At 38.9% G+C, this 23,933-nt stretch carries 13 protein-coding genes and 1 tRNA gene; 6 read left to right on the plus strand and 8 right to left on the minus strand.

Annotation, left to right across the window (positions count from 1 at the left end; all coding sequences use genetic code 11):
• Nucleotides 1–131 precede the first annotated feature (131 nt).
• The 4 genes from ACFIMM_RS01535 to aroA all read right to left on the minus strand — a co-directional run bounded on the left by ACFIMM_RS01535 (nucleotide 132) and on the right by aroA (nucleotide 12,734).
• A complete protein-coding gene (locus tag ACFIMM_RS01535; RefSeq protein ID WP_375682587.1) occupies nucleotides 132–8,702 on the minus strand; it encodes a GH36-type glycosyl hydrolase domain-containing protein in 8,571 nt (2,856 codons plus the stop codon).
• A gap of 227 nt (nucleotides 8,703–8,929) precedes the next feature.
• A complete protein-coding gene (gene rpsA, locus ACFIMM_RS01540; protein ID WP_026500132.1) occupies nucleotides 8,930–10,630 on the minus strand; it encodes a 30S ribosomal protein S1 in 1,701 nt (566 codons plus the stop codon).
• 131 nt (nucleotides 10,631–10,761) lie between these two features.
• Nucleotides 10,762–11,409 (minus strand): (d)CMP kinase, encoded by a 648-nt coding sequence (gene cmk / locus ACFIMM_RS01545; RefSeq protein WP_375611402.1) that lies wholly within the window; start codon nucleotides 11,407–11,409, stop codon nucleotides 10,762–10,764.
• On the minus strand, nucleotides 11,406–12,734 hold the full coding sequence (aroA, locus tag ACFIMM_RS01550) for a 3-phosphoshikimate 1-carboxyvinyltransferase (RefSeq protein WP_375611401.1): 1,329 nt from the start codon (nucleotides 12,732–12,734) through the stop codon (nucleotides 11,406–11,408). Before aroA ends, cmk begins: the two co-directional genes overlap by 4 nt.
• A gap of 187 nt (nucleotides 12,735–12,921) precedes the next feature.
• Here aroA and ACFIMM_RS01555 point away from each other — a divergent pair, with 187 nt between their 5' ends.
• Together ACFIMM_RS01555 and ACFIMM_RS01560 are read left to right on the plus strand one after the other, a co-directional pair.
• Nucleotides 12,922–13,302, plus strand: a complete 381-nt coding sequence (locus ACFIMM_RS01555; RefSeq protein ID WP_375611400.1) for a TIGR02300 family protein — start codon at nucleotides 12,922–12,924, stop codon at nucleotides 13,300–13,302.
• Nucleotides 13,303–13,419: 117 nt separating this feature from the next.
• Nucleotides 13,420–13,495, plus strand: a tRNA-Ala gene (locus ACFIMM_RS01560).
• Nucleotides 13,496–15,093: 1,598 nt separating this feature from the next.
• Here the strand turns inward: ACFIMM_RS01560 and ACFIMM_RS01565 are convergent.
• Both ACFIMM_RS01565 and ACFIMM_RS01570 read right to left on the minus strand, forming a co-directional pair.
• Nucleotides 15,094–15,681: a hypothetical protein gene (locus tag ACFIMM_RS01565; RefSeq protein ID WP_375612813.1), complete on the minus strand. Its 588-nt coding sequence runs from the start codon at nucleotides 15,679–15,681 to the stop codon at nucleotides 15,094–15,096.
• Nucleotides 15,682–15,792: 111 nt separating this feature from the next.
• Nucleotides 15,793–16,974 (minus strand): DNA recombination protein RmuC, encoded by a 1,182-nt coding sequence (locus tag ACFIMM_RS01570; RefSeq protein ID WP_375612812.1) that lies wholly within the window; start codon nucleotides 16,972–16,974, stop codon nucleotides 15,793–15,795.
• A gap of 90 nt (nucleotides 16,975–17,064) precedes the next feature.
• Between ACFIMM_RS01570 and def the strand changes: the two genes are divergently transcribed.
• Genes def through truA form a run of 3 tightly spaced genes read left to right on the plus strand, consistent with a single transcriptional unit; the run spans nucleotide 17,065 to nucleotide 19,275 of the window.
• Nucleotides 17,065–17,601: a peptide deformylase gene (gene def, locus ACFIMM_RS01575; protein ID WP_375620854.1), complete on the plus strand. Its 537-nt coding sequence runs from the start codon at nucleotides 17,065–17,067 to the stop codon at nucleotides 17,599–17,601.
• Entirely contained in the window at nucleotides 17,601–18,530 is a 930-nt protein-coding gene (gene fmt, locus ACFIMM_RS01580) for a methionyl-tRNA formyltransferase (protein ID WP_375620855.1), read from the plus strand. The genes def and fmt overlap by 1 nt, the downstream gene beginning before the upstream one ends.
• Nucleotide 18,531: 1 nt before the next feature.
• Nucleotides 18,532–19,275: a tRNA pseudouridine(38-40) synthase TruA gene (gene truA / locus ACFIMM_RS01585; RefSeq protein WP_375682588.1), complete on the plus strand. Its 744-nt coding sequence runs from the start codon at nucleotides 18,532–18,534 to the stop codon at nucleotides 19,273–19,275.
• Between the two features lie 32 nt (nucleotides 19,276–19,307).
• On the opposite strand, the gene ACFIMM_RS01590 is transcribed toward truA, so the two are convergent.
• Nucleotides 19,308–20,171 carry an LOG family protein gene (locus ACFIMM_RS01590; protein ID WP_375611394.1) on the minus strand — a complete coding sequence of 288 codons (864 nt, stop codon included), beginning with the start codon at nucleotides 20,169–20,171 and terminating at the stop codon, nucleotides 19,308–19,310.
• A 106-nt stretch (nucleotides 20,172–20,277) separates the two neighbouring features.
• On the opposite strand from ACFIMM_RS01590, the gene dapD reads away from it, so the two are divergent.
• Nucleotides 20,278–21,126, plus strand: a complete 849-nt coding sequence (gene dapD, locus ACFIMM_RS01595) for a 2,3,4,5-tetrahydropyridine-2,6-dicarboxylate N-succinyltransferase (RefSeq protein WP_375668153.1) — start codon at nucleotides 20,278–20,280, stop codon at nucleotides 21,124–21,126.
• Between the two features lie 575 nt (nucleotides 21,127–21,701).
• Here dapD and lepA read toward each other — a convergent pair.
• A complete protein-coding gene (gene lepA, locus ACFIMM_RS01600; RefSeq protein ID WP_375682606.1) occupies nucleotides 21,702–23,507 on the minus strand; it encodes a translation elongation factor 4 in 1,806 nt (601 codons plus the stop codon).
• Nucleotides 23,508–23,933: the final 426 nt, after the last annotated feature.

The raw sequence follows: 23,933 nt of genomic DNA on the forward strand, positions 1-23,933 counted from the left end.
ACCTTTTTCTTTCATTTTCATAAAATCTAAAATATTATGCACCAACACGGCTAATATAGGCGGTGCAATATAACAACTCTACAGTTTTGGACAAGAATAAAAAGTCTGCTCTCTTTTTTCATCTTTAATCTTTAAGATTTGACAATACGTATAATTTCATGCTGACCTGTTTTTTGTAACTTTATCCCTATATGAACTTCGGTATATTCTTTGCTATTAATATAGAGCATATTTTTAGGTCCCCATTTTACTTTAATGCAATAAACGGCATCATAAAACTTCATTGTTGCTTCATATTTTGGCCAAATAGAGGGTAAATGTGGCTGCAAAAACAATAGGTCTCCCTGACGCTGTATTCCAAGAATAGCTTGTGTTGCGGCGCGATAAAACCAACCGGCTGAACCTGTATACCAAGTCCAACCGCCTTGACCACATCGTGGTTCAACAGCATAAATATCTGCGACCATTACATAAGGTTCAACACGATAAATTTCAGGATCTTGTCCATGGGTAATTGGGTTTATCATAGAAAATAAAGCATAAGCTTTATCGTTTTGTTCCATTTCAGCCAACGCAAAAATACTCCAAATGGCACCATGCGTGTATTGACCACCATTTTCTCGAATTCCTGGAGGATAACCTTTTATATAACCAGGCTCGAGCGTACTTTTATCAAAAGGCGGCCAAAAAAGGCGAATGAGTCCGCCTTTTTTATCATAGAGATGTTCCAACATTGATGTCATTGCTTGTTTTTGACGTTCAGGCGATGCCATTTGAGAAATGATAGCCCAAGATTGAGCAATGGTATCAATTTGACATTCATCATTGATTTTAGAGCCAAGAGGTGTTCCATCATCAAAATAACCACGTCGATACCAAGCACCATCCCAACCATTTTTCTCTAGGCATTTTGTTAAATGTTCAAGGTACGTACTCCATATTTGCATATGGCTATTGTCAGCACGTTTTTTGGCTAAAGAGATAAATGCTTGTAATGTGTACCCAAGAAACCATCCTAACCAAATGCTTTCGCCTTTTCCTTCCACACCGACCAAATTCATGCCATCATTCCAATCCCCACCTAAAATAAGAGGGAGACCATGTGGTCCGCAGCGTTTAATGGCAAGGTCTAAAGCTAAAACACAATGTTCATAAACTGTTGCAACCTTTGGGGATTGGGTGGGTTGAAAATAAGCATCCTGTTGCCCACTTTTGAGAACATCACCTTCAATAAAAGGAATGAGCGTATCAAGAAAAGCGTCATCACCAGTGGTAGTGACATAAAGAGCTGTTGCATATGCAAGCCAAACGATATCATCAGAAATGTATGTACGAACACCAGCATTTGTGTCAGGCAACCACCAATGTTGCACATCACCTTCAAGAAATTGGTGCGCTGCTGCATTTAACAATTGTTCACGTGCTAATTGTGGTTCCAGCAATAACAAAGACAAGCTATCTTGTAACTGGTCACGAAAACCAAATGCACCACTCGCTTGGTAAAAGCCTGCGCGTGCCATGATGCGGCATGCGTAGATTTGATAAGGAAGCCAATGGTTGACCATAAGATTAAAAGAAGCATCAGGTGTTTTGACTTGGAAAGGAGAAACAAAATCACTCCATTGCTGTTTTTGTTTTGTGAGCTGAATTTCAAAATCACTTGCACGTACTTGATTGAGTAATTTTTCAGCTTCTTGCCTATTTTCAGCACTGCCAAGATAGAAGATGATTTCTTTTGTTTGCCCTGGTTGAAGATCAATATCATAGGCGAATGCTGAACAAGGATCACATCCTGCTTCAATGGTATTCGAAAGAGCAGCGGCTTTACGGATCGCATTTGGACGTGTTACGGTTCCCGTTGCACCAATAAATTCAGCGCGATTGGTCGTAGTGCTGGTTGGCATTTCGGACGCTGATAAAAATGTAACTTGTTGAGATTTCTCGATGTGATAGGGATTTTGAATAAAATGTGCACCCCATCTGGTCTCATAAGAGGAAACAATAAAGGGGGCATATTTTGTACGGACATTTCCCAAAACCCATTCAACATAATTATAAAGGCGTAAACTGCGTGGTTTTTTCCCTTCATTCGTAAGGATAAGACGTGAAAAGCGAATAGGTTTTTCGGGATCAAGTGTATGAGTCAGTTCTAATGCGATTTCTGAATGTGTTGATTTAAAAGTTGAGAATCCAAACCCATGACACGCCTCATAGACAATATTTTCGTCACATTCAACAGTAGAAACGGGTGAGAAACGTTTTAAAGACTGGCGATCAACCAGATAAAGAGCTTCTCCTGGTCGGTTAGACGTTGGATCATTCGCCCAAGGAGTTAGTTGATAATCGCGGCTATTGTTAGCCCAAGTAAAAATTGCACCTTCAGCAGAGACATGAAAACCAAATCTGTGATTAGCAATGACATTAATCCACGGATGCGGTGTAGTGGTACGTCCATGAAGACGTATTACATAATGATTGTGCTGATTAAAACCACCGTAACCATTCCAATATCTTAGATCTTCTCCATTTGGGAGAAAAGAGGATGGTTTTTGTTGGCTAATAAGACCAATGGAAGAAAAAAGATTTTGTTCAGTTTGTGTTGTAAATTGCTGTCCTTCGTTATATCTTGGCAAGTCTAATTGATCATAAGGTTCTTGATAATTTTTACGAACTGTGAGATTAAAATCATTCTCATCAAGTCGTTTAAGTTGTTCAGATAAAGAGCCATTTTGGGCATCAAGAACGATACGCGCTGATGCAAGAAGCGTTTTAAAACTCTGTTCACTCATTTGATCGCGTCGAAGCATGAAAATATGTTGGCGTTCATCTGCTTTTTGCGTGTGGTGATAATAAGATTCACAGACCCACTCAAGAGCGCGTTGTGTACTTTGTATATAAGAAAATGTTTGTTCATTGAGAATGACCAAATCAACAATAAGACCGCGCATACGCCAATATTCGTGTGCTTTAAGAAGCTCACGCAGTACAGTTATATTTCCCTCGTTATTTAATCTAAGAAGACAGAGTGGATTGTCTCCTGAAATGGACATGGGCCAAAGATCAGACTGTTTTCCAAGCATTTTTGCTAATATTTCAGAAGGAAGACGCCATGTGCGGTCTGGATAGATAAGCGGTGTTGCATATTTTTGATAAACAATGGCTTCTTTAAGCTGAGTTCCACTCTGATACAGTGCAACTTGTGAGCGCGTCCATGCCATTGAAAGTTCTTTTTGAAACATATCAGGTTGTCGATAATGTTTAATATGATTATGCAACGCTTCTTTTGTATGAGCAGCGAAAGTCCAAAAAATAAGTTCTGCTTTGCCATGGGCTGGAATTTGTACACAGCAGCGCAATGACATAATAGGATCTAGAACACAACCTTGACTGTTACTAAAACGAGTATTTTGGTCAAATGCAGCGGGACGATGAATAGATCGCCCCCGACCAATAAACAGAGAGCGATCTGTTTCAGCTTCTGTCTCTTGGAGAGTATCTGTTGTACTAGAAACAAAATGAGCAATATGAATATCAGGGTCGCTAGGTGAGCGTTTACGCCTTTTGGCAAAAATTGTTTTGCCTTCCTCAGCAATTTCTGTCTCTATAAACATACGAGAAAAAACAGGATGAACTTGGTCTGTATCCATCGTGGCAAGTGCTAATTCACCATAAGAAGTCACTTCAATGAGTCGGTCTTTATTTGTCGTATTCATCAGTTGAATACGTCTCCCTTCGCCACATCCTTCAGATGTAATAAGACATTCAAGTGTTGATTTAATACCATCAACCATTTTTGTATATTCAGCCTTTTCATCTGTAAAAATGCTGACAGCGTCTTCTTCAATAACACGTGTTGGCTCACCAGTAACAGACCACCACCGTCCACTATGCGTATCACGTAAGAAGAATAAAGTACCTTGTTGATCTTCTGTTGCATCAGGAATAAAGCGCGTAATCGCATAATCGTGCCAACGACTGTAACCAGAACCGTTCGCTGTTAACATGGTAGAATAAAAGCCATTAGACAAAAGTAAAGTTGCTCGTGGTTTGAGTAACGGGTTTGTAATAATGCGCAAAGGGGCTGCGTCAAATGCTTGAGACTTATTGCGCATACGATTAACAGCTTTGGTATGAATAATAGGAATGAGATGAGGCGCTCTTTCCTGTAAGAGCAATTGTGTTGCTTCAATAACGGGATCACGGTGAAAACGATCACGCATTCGCCCTTGAAAAATAACATTGTTAAGAGCAAGAATAGACATGCCATGATGATGCGCATAATAATTGCGTACAATGGCGTATTTTTCCCCTGTTTTCACACGTGTTGGAGTAAAATCAACAGAGTCATAATAACCATATGTTCCTAAAGCTCCAAGATCACGGAGTCGTTTTAAATTAGCGACAGCGCAAGCAGGAGCATATTGTGCCGCTAGAAGGCTGGCATAGGGAGCAATGACAGCATTGCGTGAAAGACCACGTTGGAGTCCGAGGTTTGGAACACCAAAATGAGCGTATTGGTAATTCATTAAATGATCGCGAGCATTAAATGCGGCTTCTGAAATACCCCATGGCAATTCCCGTTTATGGGCATATTGTATTTGACAACGAATAATCAATCGATTTGTTTGATCTAGGAGAGATCCTAAAGGTTCATGCATTACGAGAGATGGCATAAGATATTCAAACATTGATCCAGACCATGATAGGAGTGCACCTTTCCCACCTATGGGTACGAGAAGTCGACCAAGACGAAACCAATGTTTAAGTTTTATATCTCCTTTTGCGATGGCAAAAAAGCTTGCAAGACGTGCTTCTGAAGCAAGTAGGTCATAACAATTTTCATCGAGTTTGTTTTCTTGAACACGATATCCTATGGATAAGAGATGCCGTTTAGGCTGTTCTAAAAAGTCAAATTTCATATCAAAGGCTATTTGCCGTGCCATTATAGCCAGCCTGTTTAGTTTTTTACTTAATTTTTCAGTATCACAATGAGCAGTCGCATCATTATGATGAGCGTTACAGGTGTCGATAAGGCATTTAGCCCAAGAAAGCGCACCAGCAGATTCTATCGTTTGAATTTTGTGGTCAAGTTCACCGACTAAGTGCACAATATCGTGGGCTGCAAGTGAAAGATCTATGATGTGAGAAGGGACCGTATTTTCTTGTTCTAAAAAAGTGAAGACAGAGTCATGAAAACGAGTGATGTTTTCTTCGATTTTTTGGCGTAAAGAGCGTAAACTGGGTTGATGATCTGGAATTTCTCTGACAGTTTCTTCAAGAATAGCAAGAACATCCGATAAGCCTTCTCGATCACTTTGGAAAAAAAGAGGCGGTTTTTCAGCCCATTCACTTAAAGCAGAAGAGAGTGTTACCAAATGACCGGCAAGATTTCCTGAATCAACGGTTGATACATAAGTAGGTAAAAGAGGCCTGAGTGTATCCGTTTCATACCAATTATAGAGATGACCACGAAACTTTTCCATTTTTGTAAGAGAGCGTAATGTACATTCAATACGGGTGATGGTCTCTTCAAAACCAATCCAGCCAAAATCACGTGCTGCAATAATAGAAAGGAGATAAACCCCAATATTCGTAGGCGATGTACGTTGAGCAACAAGAGGTTCAGGATCTTCTTGAAAATTATCGGGAGGCAAATAGTTGTTTTGTGCATTGACAAAGGTTGCATAATAAAGCCATGTCCGACGTGCAATAGAACGGAGTTTTTTTTCATCTTTTGAAGAAAGATCAAGGCTATCTTGAAAGGTTGAAGGTTGACTCACAATCCAAGCAATGAAGGGTGAAAAAAACCATGCTATCCCAAAAGGCAAAGCAACCAAGCTTGCAAAACTATCAGAAAAAAGAGGGAGTGCTATAGTAAGAATACCAATAAGCGATGCTGGTGCCATTGTAAAAACATAGAAACGCAAACTATTGGGTATTGATTTTGTTGCGGCAGAAGTTTTCCATTCAAGAAGATGCTGTTTTGAAATCGTCATACGATAGAGTGTACGAATAATCGCATCGGTCATAAAATACGCCGAATGAGCAAGAAACGTCGTTTTAAGAAATATATCAGCGCTTGTAAGAGCAATTTTGTTCCAAATTAATTGAAAATGTCCACGCAAAGAATGATCTATATTGGATGAGACAAGCGTTTTTAATACACATAGAATGGGTGAAATGAAGGAGCTAAACAACAAGAATAGTTGCCAGACGATTGCACTCTTTAAAGACAAAAAAGCCCATCCTGCAAATGCTGCGATTAACCACATAAGTGGCGTGAGAGAACGACGTAAATTATCCTGCATTTTCCAACGCGTCACGGAACTTATTTGACGGTGGGGAAAAAGATAAGGCAAAAGCTGCCAATCACCGCGGACCCAACGATGATAACGCATAACATCAATATTGTAAGCGGTTGGATAGTCTTCAATGACTTCTATGCTACTTACCAGAGCAGTACGAGCATAACCTCCCTCTAAGAGATCATGGCTAAGAATAGTATTTTCTTTAATTTTGCCATCAAGCGCTTGTTCAAATGCATCAATATTATAAAGACCTTTACCGATAAAGGTGCCTTCTCCTAAAAGATCTTGATAAGTATCAGAAACAGCAAAAACATAAGGATCAATGCCACGGTTTATAGAAAAAACCCGTTGGAGAATTGATGTTTTTTTTCCTGTTGTAAGAGAAGGAATAATGCGTGGTTGTAAAATGCTATAGCCCTTTACAACCTTTCCACTTTGTGGATCAAAAACGGGATAATTGAGTGGATGGTTAAGCTTTCCAACAAGTTTCGCGACGCTCTCTGGAGTAAGACGTGTATCACAATCCAGCGTCATAACAAAACGGCAATCCATGGGAAGATGTGGATTGGGAGGATAAAAGCTTGTATTTTTATCGCCTCTTAAGAGCCGATTAAGTTCATGAAGTTTTCCTCGCTTTCGTTCCCATCCCATCCAACATTTTTCGCTTGTATTATAAAGGCGTCGGCGATGTAAAAGGAAGAAAAGCGGAAGTTCATCACGATGATAACGACTATTGAGTTTATCAATACTCTTTTGCGCATAGTGCAATAAATCAAGATCATCTTGCGTTTCTCTCAATGGAGCATCCACCCAATCTGTAATGAGTGCAAAATGAATGGCACCTTTAGGATTGGAAAGATAGTGCACTTCAAGATTGCGCACTTGTTCATCAATGTCAGCGCGTGATGTCATCAAAGTAGGTACAACAACCATTGTCCGTGCATGTTTTGGAATACCTTCTTTATATTCATAACCAATGAGTTGTTTTGATGGGACAAACCACGAAACAACAGTGTTAAATAAAGCAAAAGCAGCATCGATAGCAGGAAAAAGCGCCAATCCAGTAAAGCAAAAAGACATCCATTGTGTCATGCCAGATAGCTGTAAAAGGGCGTAAATTACCAGCAAAAGAGCAAGCGTCAGAAGAGAGACAGGAACGGCGATGACTCTCAATTTTGAGCAACAGGAAGCGCGTGTCCATTTTATGAGAAAGGGCGGAATATACCCACAAGCCTTTTCAAATATGCCACGACCATCATCAACAAGGTACCACCCCACACAAGAATGATGAGGCATATCTTTAGAAGTGGAATTTGCCATTTCTACAACTTTATGTGCAACTTCCAGTTCACTAAGAGGCGAAAAGCGAGAAACTTTTTCAATGACTTGTCGATAAATATTGCGTGAGTGAGCATCAATTTCAGAAAAATCACTATTTTTACGCAAAATAGAATCGACACAACTCACTGTTTCAAACCATGCTGTCCAATCAACATCATCTATAGCTTTAAGAGAACAGATAATATTTCCCATGGTCACACCATCTGCTGCTTGTCGGGTATGTTCATCAGCTGTTGCAATCTCTAAGCTACTGCCTTGGCTTTTCAATTGCTTTTCAAGCCAAGTTAATGCTACGGTTGAATCGACAGATGCACTGCGCAGGCGATAGAATAAATGTGCTGAAAAAGTTGGATCAACAGTAAATGGTTTATACTGCGTAAAAAGAGAGTGTAGATTTGTTTTATTTTCTAAAAGAGAAATTTTATCAGCTACTTGACTAGCAAGATGGCGCATATGTCGCGCTTTTTCGATACGTACTGAAAGACGACGGCCATTTTCAATGAGCAGCATTTGCATAACTGAAGGAAGAGCCCACAATTCACCAATTGTGAGCGCACAAACTTCTTGAAATCCGTTGGTCATAGCCATGAGTGTTTCTTGTGAAAAGCTGCTATCGGTATGCGCAATATAAAGCCAAGTTAAAGCAAAAATTCGTGGTATTCCGGCTTTGTGTGTAGAAAGAGGAAGTTGCTTTATGAAGGACTTGGGTAGATTACGACGTAGCTTTTGTATGGTTTTATCAATGGTGTAATGATTATCAATGAGCCATTGAGCAGATGGTGCGATGGTTTCATCATTTCGAGCAGCAAAATCACTGGTATGAAAGGCATGAAGAATAAGTTTAGCATTTTCATTCAATCTCTTGCGAAAATCTCCTACTCCTTCATATTCAGGGAGTAAAATTTCTTTACCAGAAGCTATATCATGCCCTAAGTTATAAAGATCTTCCTGTACCTTATAAATTGCACGAAGAGGAAAATCCGTATTAATAAAATGATCTTTTTTCTCTTTTTGAGAAAAAAAGCACTTTATGAAAGGTATTATGCACGTCATAGTGTCCCATTGTTATTCAATTACATTGTTTTTTATTTAAATTTTAAGCATTTTATCTGAATAGTGAACCGTTGTTAGACAAAAAACAAACTTTTTGTTTTTATTTGCAAGCATTTATAATTTTTGTTTCAATAATTTAAAAATAAGCAGACAATTTTTTTTATAAAATAAAAAGGTCACTCCTAATGAGTGACCTTAATAATAAAACCAACTTTAATGATTGATGATTAATCTTGTTCTTGTTTTTTCAAAGCTGCACCCAGAATATCACCAAGAGAAGCACCTGAATCTGTAGAACCATATTGTGCAACAGCTTCTTTTTCCTCTGCAATTTCTAAAGCTTTAATCGATACTGAAATTTTACGTGTTTTTTTATCAAATGCTGTGATGCGAGCATCAACCTTTTGCCCAATTGCGAAACGCTCAGGACGTTGCTCATCACGATCACGCGCAAGATCAGCACGCCGAATGGTTGTCTCAAGGTTGTGGTCAATCAATTTCACACCAATGTCATTGTCGTTAACAGCAATCACTTCGCATGTTACAACTGCACCTTTTCGCAATTCGCCAGAAGCAGCTGCTTCTCCAACTTTATCGCTGGAAAGCTGCTTAATTCCAAGAGAAATGCGCTCTTTTTCAATGTCAACATCAAGGACCACAGCCTTAACGATATCGCCTTTATTATAAGTATCAATAACTTGTTCACCAGGACGGTTCCAATCAAGATCAGACAAATGAACCATACCGTCAACATCGCCTTCAAGCCCAATAAACAGACCAAATTCTGTTTTATTTTTAACCTCTCCTTCAATTTGCGAATTGACAGGAAATTTATTGGCAAAAGCTTCCCATGGATTTTCAAATGTTTGTTTTAAGCCAAGAGAAATACGCCGTTTAGAAGGATCAATCTCAAGAACAACCACTTCTACTTCTTGTGATGTAGACAGAATTTTTCCAGGATGAACATTTTTCTTTGTCCAGCTCATTTCAGAAACATGGATCAGCCCTTCGATTCCTGGTTCAATTTCAACAAAACCACCGTAATCAGTAATGTTGGTAACAGCACCCGTAATTTTTTTACCAATCGGATACCGGACACTGATGCTTTCCCAAGGATCACTTTCAAGCTGTTTCATTCCAAGAGAAATACGGTGCGTATCTTGATTAATGCGAATAATCTGCACTTTAATCGTTTGGCCAATTGTGAGCACTTCAGATGGGTGATTAACACGCCGCCATGCCATATCTGTAACGTGCAAGAGACCATCAATCCCACCAAGATCAACAAAGGCACCATAATCTGTAATATTTTTCACCACACCTTCAACGATTTGATTTTCTTCAAGATTTTGTACGATTTCTGAACGTTGCTCAGCGCGACTTTCTTCTAAAACAGTGCGGCGTGAGACCACAATATTGCCACGACGACGATCCATCTTCAAAATTTCAAAGGACTGTGAATTATGCATGAGGGGTGAAACATCACGAATGGGACGAATATCAACTTGGCTGCGAGGCAAGAAAGCAACGGCACCATCAAGATCAACTGTAAAACCACCTTTTACTTGGCTAAAGATCACTCCATCAACGCGTGCACCAGCATTGAATTTTTCCTCCAAACGGACCCAACTTTCTTCGCGCCGTGCTTTTTCACGCGATAAAACAGCTTCACCCATCGCATTTTCAATGCGTTCAATGTAAACCTCAACTTCATCGCCAACTTGCAAAGAACCATCTTTTGCTTTAGCTCCAAATTCTTTGAGAGGAATACGTCCTTCGACTTTAAGACCAGCATCAATAATGGCCATGTCTTTTTCGATTGCAATAACACGACCTTTAACAACAGATCCTTCATTAAGATCATTAGTTTGAAAAGATTCTGTTAAAAGGGCTTCAAAATCCGCTGTTGTGGGATTGTATTGTGACATAAGAACTCCTAATATATACCTTGTATTATAAGGTATGAGCGCTAGGTTAGTGTTAACATGAGTAACTCCCTAGCCTTTTCCTTGAATAAAGGAAAAAAGTTAGCGCTAGGCTGGAAGTTACCTTAACGAATTTATCCAATTATATGCATTTTTATGATTGGATCAACAAAACTGCATGCAATTTCAAATGTTGCTTCTATACTCAATTCTGACGTATCAAGCAAGTGGGCGTTTTTTGCTGGTTTTAGTGGACTTTGTTTGCGCGTTATATCGCGACTGTCGCGCTGTTCAAGTTGAGCTAGGATTTCATGATAATTTGCTTGAACACCTTTTTTTAAAATCTCTTGGTAGCGGCGTTTGGCGCGTGTTTGAACATTGGCTAGAATATAAAACTTGATATCGGCATCAGGACAAACAATCGTTCCGATATCACGCCCATCAAGCACACAGCCGGGCAAAACTTTAGCAAAGTTGCGTTGTTTTTCGACAAGAATTTTGCGTACAGCAGGGTTAATTGCTATTTTTGAAGCCGCTTCACCAAGTTCATGAGAAGAAAGAAGAGAAGGATTTAAGGTATTAAAATCAAGTTCTTTAGCATAAATAATAGCATTTTTTTCATCATTAAGAGCTAAATTTTGTTGTAAAAGCGTATGAGCAACACTACGATAAGTAAGACCAGTATCGAGATGACGAAGGCGATAATGTGCAGCAATTTTGCGTGCTAAGGTTCCTTTGCCTGAGGCAGCAGGTCCATCAATGGCGATAACAAAAGGCTTCAAGCGATTTTTCCCCCAAGTTGTTTTATAAAAGGAATAAATTCTGGAAAGCTCGTAGCGATCATTCGTTTATCATCAATGGTAACAGGTTTTTCTGACACAAGCCCAAAAATGAGAAAACACATAGCAATTCGATGATCAAGATGTGTGGCAACATACCCACCCCCCAAACCTTTGGCAGAACCTTTTCCATAAACAATAAGAAAATCTTGACCTTCTTCACAGTCTACGCAATTAATTTTTAATCCTTGAGCAACAGCAGACAATCGATCCGATTCTTTTACACGCAATTCTTCAATTCCTAGCATAACTGTTTTGCCTTCTGCAAAGGCAGCTGCTACTGCCAAAGCAGGATATTCATCTATCATCGATGGAGCACGTTCTTTGGGCACCGTAACGCCTCTAAGGACCGATGATTTTATCCGTAGATCAGCAACATCCTCTCCACCTGTTTGACGTCGGTTCAAAAATTCAATTTGAGCACCCATTTCCCACAATGTTTCGATAAGTCCTATTCGAGAGTTATTTATCAAAACATTTTCAATGGTGATATCAGAGTCTTCTATAAGAAGGGCTGCGATAATTGGAAAAGCAGCAGAAGAAGGATCACCCGGAATATGAATCGTTTGTCCAGTAAGATGGGGTTGACCATTAAGATGAATCAAACGCGCACCTTCGTTATCTTTTTCTATTTCAAGTTGCGCACCGAATGCTTTTAACATTTTTTCCGTATGATCTCGTGTCAGAACTGGTTCAATAACAGTTGTAGTGCCGGCGGTATTGAGTCCAGCAAGCAGGATTGCTGATTTAATTTGGGAGGAAGCTATTGGAACACGGTAACGAATCGGATTAGCCATTTTCGGACCATAAAGCGTTAAAGGAAGGTGATCGTCGCGCGTTGCCTCAATTTCAACCCCCATGAGACGCAGTGGATCAAGGATACGTCCCATTGGACGTTTAGAGAGAGAAGCATCACCAATAAAGGTTGTTTTCATATGATACGGACCAACCATTCCCATAACCAAACGAGCACCTGTTCCAGCGTTTCCAAAGTCTAAAGGTTTTTGTGCAGCTAAAAGGCAACCATTCCCTGTTCCTCGTATGATCCAAAAGTCTTCTTTTTTAATAATACAGGCACCCATAGCTTGCATAGCAGCAGCTGTATTGAGTACATCAGCGCTTTCAAGTAATCCATGAATATATGTCTCACCACTTGCTAATCCTCCCAATATAAGAGAGCGATGAGAGATTGATTTATCTCCTGGTATTTGAATTTTTCCAGAGAGACTACTCGATTTATAGGTGGTTATAGGGATTGCTTTTTGCATGGAAATTCTATTTAATTCTATCTAACTTTTATGAAATTGTGCATCCTTTAGCACATGCTTTAAAAGACGTCATGAAAAAATCACTGTGGAACAGTGTATTTATCTTTGACAAAGGTATTATTTTTCGATTAAGCACCATAAAATTTATCTTTTAATGGAATAATAGTTAATCAAAGAGGCACGGTTTATGGCAAAACAAGAACTTGGAACTAAACGTGTTGATCCAGAAACAGGAAAAAAATTTTACGATCTAAATCGCGATCCTATTGTGTCGCCCTATACAGGGATTTCTTATCCGCGTTCTTACTTTGAAGTTGCAGCAGCGGAAGCAAATAATGAAGAAGAAGTTGATACTGAAGAGCTTGATACAGCACTTGAAAAATCTGCTTTTATGCTTCTTGAAGATGATGATGTGGATTCTAAAGATGACGATCTTCCTGATTTAGAAGATAGTGATGTAGATCTTGGTGATGATGATGATACATTTTTGTCTCATGATGGTGACGATGAAGATGATGACGTTACTGATATTCTCGGAGGCGGTGTTTCTAATGATGACGATGCTTAAAAGAAGTAAAAGAGGACATCTTTTCTATTGAATGTAAATTCTTCTTGATCTTCAATTTTGATCGTTCTAGAAAAGCTGGAATTGTATACTGTCTTTTTGGGACAATTTGTTTTTATAGGGGCTATAGCTCAGCTGGGAGAGCGCTTGCATGGCATGCAAGAGGTCAGCGGTTCGATCCCGCTTAGCTCCACCAAAAAGACCAACTGTTCTATCAAGGGAATCAATTATAATAAAAGATGTGTGCATCAATTTAAAAGGTTTATGTGCTATTTAATTATCATTCCAATAGCGCCTGTTCCTTGCATCTTAATGATATTATAATACATTTTTAATCATTTGTTGGATTATAAAATTTACTGTCGCAACCGTGAAAGTAGATAATTTTTTATGCTTTGCACAGAAATAGAAAATGAGCTGTTTAACCTGCGCCTTGTCTTAAAGGACAAAATTTGAATTTCCTTTACCACAATATTTCCACAAATATCATAATATGTTGGTTACCGGTATCTTTTTTAAAGATATGAAGTACTTAAACAAAGAGTAGAGAATAAAATATTAAAATATACTTCTCAATTATTGCGAATCAGAACTTTTTTCGAGTATTTTTAGCCTGATCAGATGTTCTGCCAATTAAAAATTATCCACCTTGAGTAGCGTATACCTGCTCAATACTAAGGTATATTAACACTTAAATAATATATTGAATCAATTAATTTTTTTCCCTGCACGTCATAAACAAGGTCGAGGTGTAAGAGCAAAGTGGTGCTATCATTATATGTGCTAATTCCCAATGTTACGGATAATTCTTACATTTGAGAATGTATGTTCATAAAAAAACATTTTTAGTCTTTTCTTTCACAGTTTTTATCCACATACCCATTGTGCTTGTTATGTGCAAGCCAATGGTTTTATTGATTCAACCTCAAGAGATCTGAAACGATAAAACCCTACGCCATTCGAGATTCTTACTTTAATATGAATAACGATATATTATCTTTATAAATCAATATCTTAAACCATTTAAGAAAAAGAATAAAAATGCTTCTCATAAATATTCTCAAATGCAAAAGCTATCACAACATTGGAGACTGACTTGTTACTTCATAGGCGTTACAAATCTTTCTCTGAATATTCCCTACCCTGAATATTCATTGTGTATAAAGTTGCATATACCTTATCATCCTATAAACAGGAGTATTTTTACAATACAATAAGATAACTTCTTTCAATTAAGATGAACTGGATGGACGACTATGTTTTATTTCATACAATACTAAATACACTTAGTTTTTTTGAAGACTGTAGCGCCCTCTTTATACAAAACAACGTTTTTTCGTTTAATGCATTTCTCGTTTTTTTATATTGAATATTTTACCCTTTTTATGATGCCCGAATTGCATTTGTTTTAATTGCTATTTTATACGCTTAACAAAGAAAATATTCATATAATAATCAGCCAGTAATACGCATAATGAAAATAAAAAATGATATTATATTTTAAAATTTTTCTTCAATAACCTCTAGTACTTAGCCCAATGCGAAATGCCAACACTAAATAGAAAATGGTTTCTATTATAAATTTTTTTAACAAAGGAAGTAAAAATGTCGAGAGTATCTTCAAATATATTGTGTATTGCAAAAACTTTCTGTTGCTTGAGTTTATTCTAAAAAATAACAATTTATTTCATTGAACGATCGGAAAACGACACTATTTTATCATATCATGTGGAATTTTGCTTTCGAATAATTTTATCCCATCAATTCCCTGATTGAGATTTTCAAAAATCTTCCCTAATGCCATCCACATCTTTTTAATTGCTGTTCATAGAGCCTCGATATCCTTGCCATGCGCTGTGCTGTCTGTGAAAGCGCAGCACTGACATGCCCACCACTACGTGCATAAGCACCATGCCCCATATGATAATTTAAATAAAGGCTATATGCATCATCAAACCTCACCCCATTGCGTTGAACACTTTGGCTATGATACCAAGCAACAAAATCAGCAGCATCTGCGAAATTCGTACGCCATGCAAAAGACTTTCCTGTAGAGCGAAGATACATTGCCCATGTACTATCAAGCGCTTGAGCATAACCATAAGCTGTCGACCGACGCTTCCATGGGATAAAACCAAGTAGTTTTTTGCGTGGAGGGCGTGCATTGTGACGAAAGCTCGATTCCATCTTAATGGTTGCAAGAATAATAGGCATAGGAATTCCATAGCGCATTTCCGCTCTTTGAGACACCTTACCCCAATTGTCAAAAAAACCATTTTTTTGTGCTAAAATAGCACAAGCATTATTTGTGTGGATGGGAGTGGTTGTTGCGCATCCCTCTAGCAAAAACACCAGTGCCCCTAAAAACAAAAGGTGTCGCATATTCCTATTCCTCTCGTTTAAGAAATAAAACAAGATAGAGATACTAAAAAATGATTACCAATCAATAAAGAACATGATCTAACTTGTAATATCTAAGAAGCTTGCTTTGCTTTATTCCTCATCAGCAAAACGCAATGTTTGCGACTGAGCCAATGTTGTCATTTTTGTTGGTTCAGAGTAATTTTCTTTTAATTCGACAGTTTCAATGCGATTTGCCCGTTTCATGATTTTGGAGGACGATATCAAAATTCCCTCTATATCTTCACCTGCTTTATGAAAGTGCTTCTGTAGTGCGCGAACACGCGTATCCATTCGTCCAAAATCTTCCATCAATTTTGCTACTTCTGATTGAATTAAATGCGCTTGTTCACGCATACGCGCATCTTTCATAATGGTTTGTACCACTTGGACAGAGAGCATCAACAAAGATGGTGAAACAATAATCACATGGGCTCTATTGGATTTTTGTACCAATGCCTCAAAGTCCTCATAAATTGTTGCGAAAATCGATTCAGATGGCACAAAAAGGAAAGCAGTGTCATGGGTTTCTCCAGGAATCAAATATTTTTGTGCAATATCACGAATATGAACTTCCATATCGGTACGAAATTGGCGTTCTGCCTCTTGACGCTCTTGCGCTGATTCTGCCTTACGCATAGCATTCCAAGCTTCCAGAGGAAATTTAGCATCAACAACAAGAGAAGGAGCTTTATTGGGCATATGAATGAGACAATCTGGGCGCTTTCCATTGGAAAGAACAGCCTGAAAAGCATAAGCGTTTGTTGGTAAGGCATCGGCAATAATTGCTTCCATCCGCCCTTGACCGAAAGTACCACGCGTCTGCTTATTGCTTAAAATGGACTGCAACTGAACAACTTGTCCCGTAAGCGATTGAATATTATTTTGTGCTGCATCAATCACTGCTAAACGCTCTTGCAAACGATTCAAATTTTCATAAGTGGATTTGGTCTGTACCTGAAGTGTTTGGCCTAAGCTTGTTGTCATCCCATTGAGTTGCTCACTGAGTGATTTATTCAATTCAGCCTGCCGTTGACCAAAAATTTCCGCCATCGTTTGCATTCGTCCTTGCATTTCAGCTTGTGTTTTCAGCAAGGTAGCCATCTGCATTTGTGCCTCACGTGCGCGTTCAGCAATTTCATTTTCCAAAAATGCTTTTTTTCGATGAGAATGTATCAACATAAAAAATGCCAAACAGACAAGTATAAATAAAAGCAAAAGCATTAGTTTAGAAAAAAAATCACCAGCGAGTATGGAAAAAAACGAATCAAACATAAATTGTAATATAACGCTCTTATTGTAAAAAAACGCAAGAATCCGTTATTCAATATTGACCAATAACAAACCATTGATTAATCTCTACTTATGCCAATGAGATCTTTAGTTACTTTACCTGATCCGATTTTACGGGAAGTGTCCAAACCTGTTGAGCAGGTCGATTCAGCTCTCCAAAAACTTGCGGATGACATGTTGGAAACCATGTATAATGCTAAAGGCGTTGGTCTTGCTGCTATTCAAATTGGTATACCGCTACGTATGTTGGTTATAGATGTCTCTGGAAATTCTGAAGATGAGCAGAAAAAACCACTTGTTATTATCAACCCTGAAATTTTATGGCTTTCAGATGAGCGTAATATTTACAAAGAAGGTTGTCTTTCTATTCCTGATTATTTTGCAGAGGTTGAACGTCCTAAACGCCTTCGTGTTCGCTATCAGAACCGTGAAGGAAAACAAACAGAAATTGAAGCAGACGATCTCTTAGCAACTTGCTTGCAGCATGAAATTGATCATTTAGATGGGCGCCTTTTTATTGATTACATTTCAAAGATCAAACGCGATATGGTGATACGAAAATTTAAAAAACGCGCAAAAGAAAAAAACATGCAGGAAGCAGTTTTGTAATGGCTTTACGATTAAGTTTTATGGGAACACCAGATTTTTCTGTTCCTATTTTACATGCTTTATTGGATGCAGGTCATGATGTTGTTGCTGTTTATAGTCAACCCCCTCGTCCAGCAGGACGTCGAGGACTTAAATTAATCCCCTCCGCTGTTCACACCGTAGCAAAAGAAAAATCCATTCCTGTCTTCACGCCTCAAACACTCAAAACAATCGAACAACAGGAGCAATTTGCAGCACTTTCTGTTGATGCTGCTATTGTGGTGGCTTATGGACTCCTTTTACCCAAAGCTATTCTCGAAACGCCACGTTTTGGTTGTTTTAATGCCCACGCTTCACTCTTACCACGTTGGCGTGGTGCTGCGCCTATTCAACGAGCAATTATGGCTGGTGATAAAGAAACAGGTATCATGATCATGAAAATGGATGAAGGACTTGATACGGGGCCTATCGCTCTTTCTCGCTCCATCCCCATTACTGATAACACCACCACTGCTGAGCTTTCAAACAGACTTTCACATATTGGCGCAGAACTTATGGTAGAGACTTTATCCACTCTTGAAAAAGGACAACTTAAACTGACCCCACAATCAGAAGAAGGCATCACCTATGCCGCCAAAATTAGAAAAGAAGAGACCCGCATTGATTGGACAAAACCTGCAGAGTTTATTCATAGGCATATTCGCGCGCTCTCTCCCTCTCCTAGTTGCTGGTGCAATATGAATATCGGTGGACGAGAAGAACGTGTAAAAATTCTTGATAGTCGTTTAACAACAGGTCCTTCTCTTGAAATTGGACGGATAGAACCAGATTCTTTGATTATCCATTGTGGGCAAGGACGGATAGAAATAACCTCTCTCCAAAGATCTGGCGGTAAAATTCTTGAGTGCGCAACCTTTTTGCGAGGTGCTCATATTTCTGCTGTTTTTTAAGATGCCACGTTTTAAACTCACTCTTGAATATGATGGTTCAAATTATGCTGGTTGGCAGCGTCAAGCAAAACTTCACACGATACAAGGAGCTCTTGAACAAGCAATTTTTTGCTTTAGTGGACAACAATTGACCATAACAACAGCAGGAAGAACCGATGCGGGCGTACATGCTACGGGACAAGTTGCGCATGTTGATTTTGAAAAAAACTGGTTCTCCCATACTGTGCGTGACGCGCTCAATGCTCTTTTACGTAAACAGGGAGAGGCGATTTCAATCTTAAATGTAGAAAATGTCCCTGATGACTTTGATGCACGATTTTCCGCTGTAAAACGCCATTATCTTTTTAAAATACTTAATCGTCGCTCTCCACCAGCTTTAAATGCCAAACGCGTGTGGTGGATACCAAAACCTCTTCATGCTGAAGCCATGCATGAAGCTGCGCAAAAGCTTGTAGGACAACATGATTTTACAACTTTCCGTTCAGCACATTGCCAAGCCAAAAGCCCTATTCGCACCCTTGAACGTCTCGATATTCAAAGAGAAGGTGAAGAAATTTTCCTTTATGCACAAGCTCGTTCTTTTCTTCATCATCAAATCCGTTCATTCGCAGGAAGCCTCATGGAAGTGGGTATTGGACGTTGGACAGCTCAAGATCTCGAAACAGCTCTTCATGCTAAAGATCGTAAACGTTGTGGTGTTGTTGCCCCCCCCTCAGGACTTTATTTAACCAAAGTAGAGTATTAATTATCCTTCAAGAGTGAGCATCTCAAAAGTCGTTAAGGCAGTTTATAAAAAGAACGAATTTCTTCAAAAGCTTCTGCTGCTGTATTAACAAATTTCACAAAATTAATATCAGTAGGAGAAATTGTACCTTGTGCAGACAGATACTCAAAATTGACAGTATTGCTCCAAAATTCTTTGCCAAACAATAAAATTGGTACCTGTTTCATACGCCCCGTCTGTACTAAAGTTAACGTCTCAAACAGTTCATCCAGAGTTCCAAATCCGCCAGGGAAAATGGCTAGGGCTTTCGCTCGTACTAAAAAATGCATTTTGCGCATCCCCAAATAGTGGAAATTAAAACACAAATGCGGTGACACATACGAATTAGGCTCCTGCTCATGTGGCAAAATAATATTCAAGCCAATCGTTGGGGCACCAACATCACAAGCACCACGATTTCCCGCCTCCATGATTCCTGGTCCGCCCCCTGTAACAACCACAAATTCACGATATTGTGTCGTAGCAGAATAAAGTGAGCACAAACGTGCAAACTCTCTTGCTTCATCGTAATAATGTGACATAGCATGCAAATTTTTCTTTTGTATTTCATTCTTTGCAGCCCACGCTGCTTGCCCAGGTTCAGGAATACGCGCACCACCAAATAAAACAACTGTTGATTGAATATCATATTCTTTAAGGGTTATTTCCGGCTTTAAAAATTCAAGACTAATACGTTGTGAACGCAGCTCTGGACGCATCATAAAATCTTGATCGATATAGGCTAAACGATAAGTAGAGGAACGCACCTGTGCTGAATTAGAGACTTTATGGATCTGTTGTAGAGCATCCTTCGTATGGAGAAGTGGCGTCCAGTTTTCTTGCTCCCTTTTTCTTTTTTCTTTACAGCTTTTTTTCATGCACCTGTCCTACTTCCTCATCGTTTTATTGACTGAACACATTTCTTCGCGTAGTTCATAGAGAATAAATCTTGAAGCTTTCAACTTGTTTAACGGAACTCTCGTCATGACCCATATCACACAACTTGAAATTATTATCGAACAAGCTTTTGACGATCGCGATTCTATCGATACTACCACAAAAGGCGAAATACGTGAGAGTGTTGAACATGCATTGAACCTTCTTGATAAAGGTGAAATCCGTGTTGCAGAACGACAAAAAAATGGACAATGGCATGTTCATCAATGGTTGAAAAAAGCGGTTTTACTCTCTTTTCGGCTTAATCCTATGCAAATTATTACTGGTGGAATCAATGGGACACATTGGTGGGATAAAGTTCCTTCAAAATTCTCTGGTTGGCAAGAGGCAGATTTTAAAAGTGCTGATTTCCGTTCCGTTCCTGGAGCCATTGTACGTCATTCTGCTTACATTGCACCCAATGTTATATTGATGCCATCCTTTGTCAATCTTGGTGCTTTTATCGATGAGGGCACAATGGTTGATACATGGACCACCGTTGGTTCTTGTGCACAAATTGGTAAACATGTCCATCTTTCTGGCGGTGTTGGTATTGGAGGTGTTTTAGAACCACTGCAAGCAAATCCAACAATCATTGAAGATCATTGCTTTATCGGTGCTCGCTCTGAAATTGTTGAAGGCTGTATTATCCGTGAAGGTGCTGTTTTGGGAATGGGAGTCTTTATTGGAAAATCAACAAAGATTATTGATCGTACAACAGGTGAAATTTTTATTGGTGAAGTACCAGCCTATTCAGTGGTTGTACCAGGTTCTCTCCTTGGAAAACCTTTACCAAATGGTGAAGCAGGCCCAAACCTTTATTGTGCTGTTATTGTAAAACGCGTTGATCAAAAAACACGAGAAAAAACATCCATTAATGATCTTTTACGTTCTTAGACACAAGATTAATTCATAATAATATTTCATCGTTTTTTAACTTGAATAATAACCTCGAATACAAGGATTCTCTCATTTCAAATCCTTTCATAGTGAATCAATCACTATCATTTCCTTGCACGTTACAAACGCAGTTGGTGTGTGGGTAAGAAACACTTTAAGAAAAGAGTGAAATACCTTTAATGAATTCTCTCAAGTGATAAGGACTGTCATAATATTTTGAGCGGAAAAAGAGTATGATGGGTGCGCTTTGCACCTTTCTGACGCGTAAAAGCGGTAATGCCAAATGGATTTTATATCATTCACAGTGTATTTTACATTATATTTTGTTACATCCCCCGTTGTGAAATGGAGTTTGATGTATTGAGTGATGATTTACGAAAACGAGCACGCCAATATGCAACATAAATGTATTTTGTTTAAAGCATTCTGTTTTACGTGAGAAAGTGATACCATTATGCAATACACAAGAACATGAAGCACGACGCAATTCTATTTAAAAGTGTTCTTTAAACACCTGAACCAATCGACAAAAGCAAAAGCGCAATCAATGAGAGAAAATACCCCTTTTTTCATTATTTGTTCATTTTGAGCGCTTGAATAAATGCCGATTGTGGAATTTCTACTTTTCCAAATTGGCGCATCCGCTTTTTGCCTTCTTTTTGCTTTTCCAAAAGTTTGCGCTTACGCGTAACATCACCCCCGTAACATTTCGCTGTTACATCTTTACGCAAAGCACGAATCGTTTCGCGCGCTATAACTTTACCACCAATAGCCGCTTGAACTGGAATCTGAAACATATGCTGAGGAATAAGATCTTTCAATTTTTCACACATTGAACGCCCGCGCTTTTCTGCAATCGTGCGGTGAACAAGCATCGATAATGCATCAATAGGCTCTCCATTCACCAAAATAGACATTTTAACTAAATCACCTTCTGCATAATCTGTCATTTGATAATCAAAAGAAGCATAACCCTTTGAAATCGATTTTAGCCGATCATAAAAATCAAAAACAACTTCATTCAGTGGTAAATCATACGTTACCATAGCACGGGTTCCAACATAGGACAAACCAACCTGTACCCCACGCCGCTCTTGGCATAGCTCTAAAATTGATCCAAGATAATTATCAGGAGTCATGATTGTCGCCCGAATCCATGGTTCTTCTATAGAAGAAATTTTAACCACATCAGGCATATCCGCTGGATTGTGCAACTCTTTAACAGAACCATCATTCATATTCATGCGATAAACAACTGAAGGTGCTGTCGCAATTAAATCCAAATTAAACTCACGCTCTAATCGCTCTTGAATAATTTCAAGATGCAGAAGTCCCAAAAAACCACAGCGAAAACCAAACCCCAAAGCCGCAGATGTTTCCATTTCAAAAGAAAAACTCGCATCATTTAAGCGTAATTTGCCCATGGCTGCACGCAAATCATCAAAATCGGCAGCATCGATTGGAAAAAGTCCACAAAAGACAACAGGTTGCGCCGGCTTAAAACCAGGTAAAGCATTTTCACAAGGACGACGCTCTTCAGTAATCGTATCCCCAACCCGTGTATCTGCTACCTCTTTGATAGAAGCAGTGATAAAACCAATCTCGCCTGGTCCTAATTCATCAACCTGTACCATTTTAGGTGTAAACACCCCAACGCGCTCAACTGGATATTTTGCTCCTGTACCCATCATACGAATGGTTTGGCCTTTTTTTAAAATACCATCTATCACCCGTACCAAAACAATGACACCAAGATATGCGTCATACCAGCTATCAACCAACATTGCTTTCAAGGGATTTGCAACATCGCCTGTATGTGGAGGTGGTAATTGTGCAATAATTGCCTCCAAAACATCAGGAACACCCAAACCTGTTTTTGCTGATATTTCTACTGCTTGAGATGTATCAATGCCTATCACATCTTCAATTTGTTCTTTAACTCGCTCAGGTTCTGCTGCTGGAAGATCAACTTTATTGAGAACAACAACCAACTCATGGGAATTATCAATGGCTTGATAAACATTTGCTAACGTCTGCGCCTCTACGCCTTGGCTTGCATCCACCACCAACAGAGAACCTTCACAAGCTGCCAGTGAACGCGAAACCTCATAAGCAAAATCCACATGACCTGGTGTATCCATAAGATTTAAAATATAGGTTTCACCATTCTTTGCCTTATAGTGTAAACGTACCGTCTGTGCTTTAATAGTAATTCCACGTTCACGCTCAATATCCATGGAATCGAGTACTTGTTCTTTCATCTCACGTGTATCAAGCCCACCTGTTATTTGAATCAAACGATCAGCTAAAGTGGATTTGCCGTGATCAATATGCGCCACGATGGAAAAATTACGAATATAATTGCGATCTATTGTCATATAAGGCGATTTAGCAAAGAATAATACAAAACGCAAAGACCAATTATGCTCCGGCTTCTATCAAAAGAATATAAACCTAAAAAGCTTCTCAAAACACAACTTTTTATAGCCTAAAAAATGAGGCTTTATTTGCTAAATTAAATCCAAGGCTGCTAAAATGATCTTTTCGCATCTTATTTGATAACTCATATGCTGTAGTAAGCTGGCACCATCACACACTTTGCCAATCTTCAATATTGCGACGATCCTTTACATTTGAAAAATTTTATAAGAGATATGCTTTTCTTTTACAGTTTTTACCCACATGTCCCCACCCACTCACTTGTGACGTGTAAGAAAGTGATTTGGATTGATTTAACATGAAAATGATTTGACGTGAGAAAATTTTACGGTATTCAGGGTCATAATTGAATGTGAGTAATGCTG

Origin of the sequence: Bartonella sp. AP258QHHD, from assembly GCF_042196145.1 — a bacterium.
In the GTDB taxonomy this organism is placed as follows: domain Bacteria; phylum Pseudomonadota; class Alphaproteobacteria; order Rhizobiales; family Rhizobiaceae; genus Bartonella.

What these genes read in the sequence shown, in the direction of transcription:
- def (WP_375620854.1), top strand. Translation starts at nt 17,065, where the DNA reads ATGCCAATGAGATCTTTAGTTACTTTACCTGATCCGATTTTACGGGAA.
- ACFIMM_RS01570 (WP_375612812.1), bottom strand. Translation starts at nt 16,974, where the DNA reads ATGTTTGATTCGTTTTTTTCCATACTCGCTGGTGATTTTTTTTCTAAA.
- lepA (WP_375682606.1), bottom strand. Translation starts at nt 23,507, where the DNA reads ATGACAATAGATCGCAATTATATTCGTAATTTTTCCATCGTGGCGCAT.
- fmt (WP_375620855.1), top strand. Translation starts at nt 17,601, where the DNA reads ATGGCTTTACGATTAAGTTTTATGGGAACACCAGATTTTTCTGTTCCT.
- rpsA (WP_026500132.1), bottom strand. Translation starts at nt 10,630, where the DNA reads ATGTCACAATACAATCCCACAACAGCGGATTTTGAAGCCCTTTTAACA.
- ACFIMM_RS01535 (WP_375682587.1), bottom strand. Translation starts at nt 8,702, where the DNA reads ATGACGTGCATAATACCTTTCATAAAGTGCTTTTTTTCTCAAAAAGAG.
- dapD (WP_375668153.1), top strand. Translation starts at nt 20,278, where the DNA reads ATGACCCATATCACACAACTTGAAATTATTATCGAACAAGCTTTTGAC.
- ACFIMM_RS01555 (WP_375611400.1), top strand. Translation starts at nt 12,922, where the DNA reads ATGGCAAAACAAGAACTTGGAACTAAACGTGTTGATCCAGAAACAGGA.
- truA (WP_375682588.1), top strand. Translation starts at nt 18,532, where the DNA reads ATGCCACGTTTTAAACTCACTCTTGAATATGATGGTTCAAATTATGCT.
- ACFIMM_RS01590 (WP_375611394.1), bottom strand. Translation starts at nt 20,171, where the DNA reads ATGAAAAAAAGCTGTAAAGAAAAAAGAAAAAGGGAGCAAGAAAACTGG.
- ACFIMM_RS01565 (WP_375612813.1), bottom strand. Translation starts at nt 15,681, where the DNA reads ATGCGACACCTTTTGTTTTTAGGGGCACTGGTGTTTTTGCTAGAGGGA.
- aroA (WP_375611401.1), bottom strand. Translation starts at nt 12,734, where the DNA reads ATGCAAAAAGCAATCCCTATAACCACCTATAAATCGAGTAGTCTCTCT.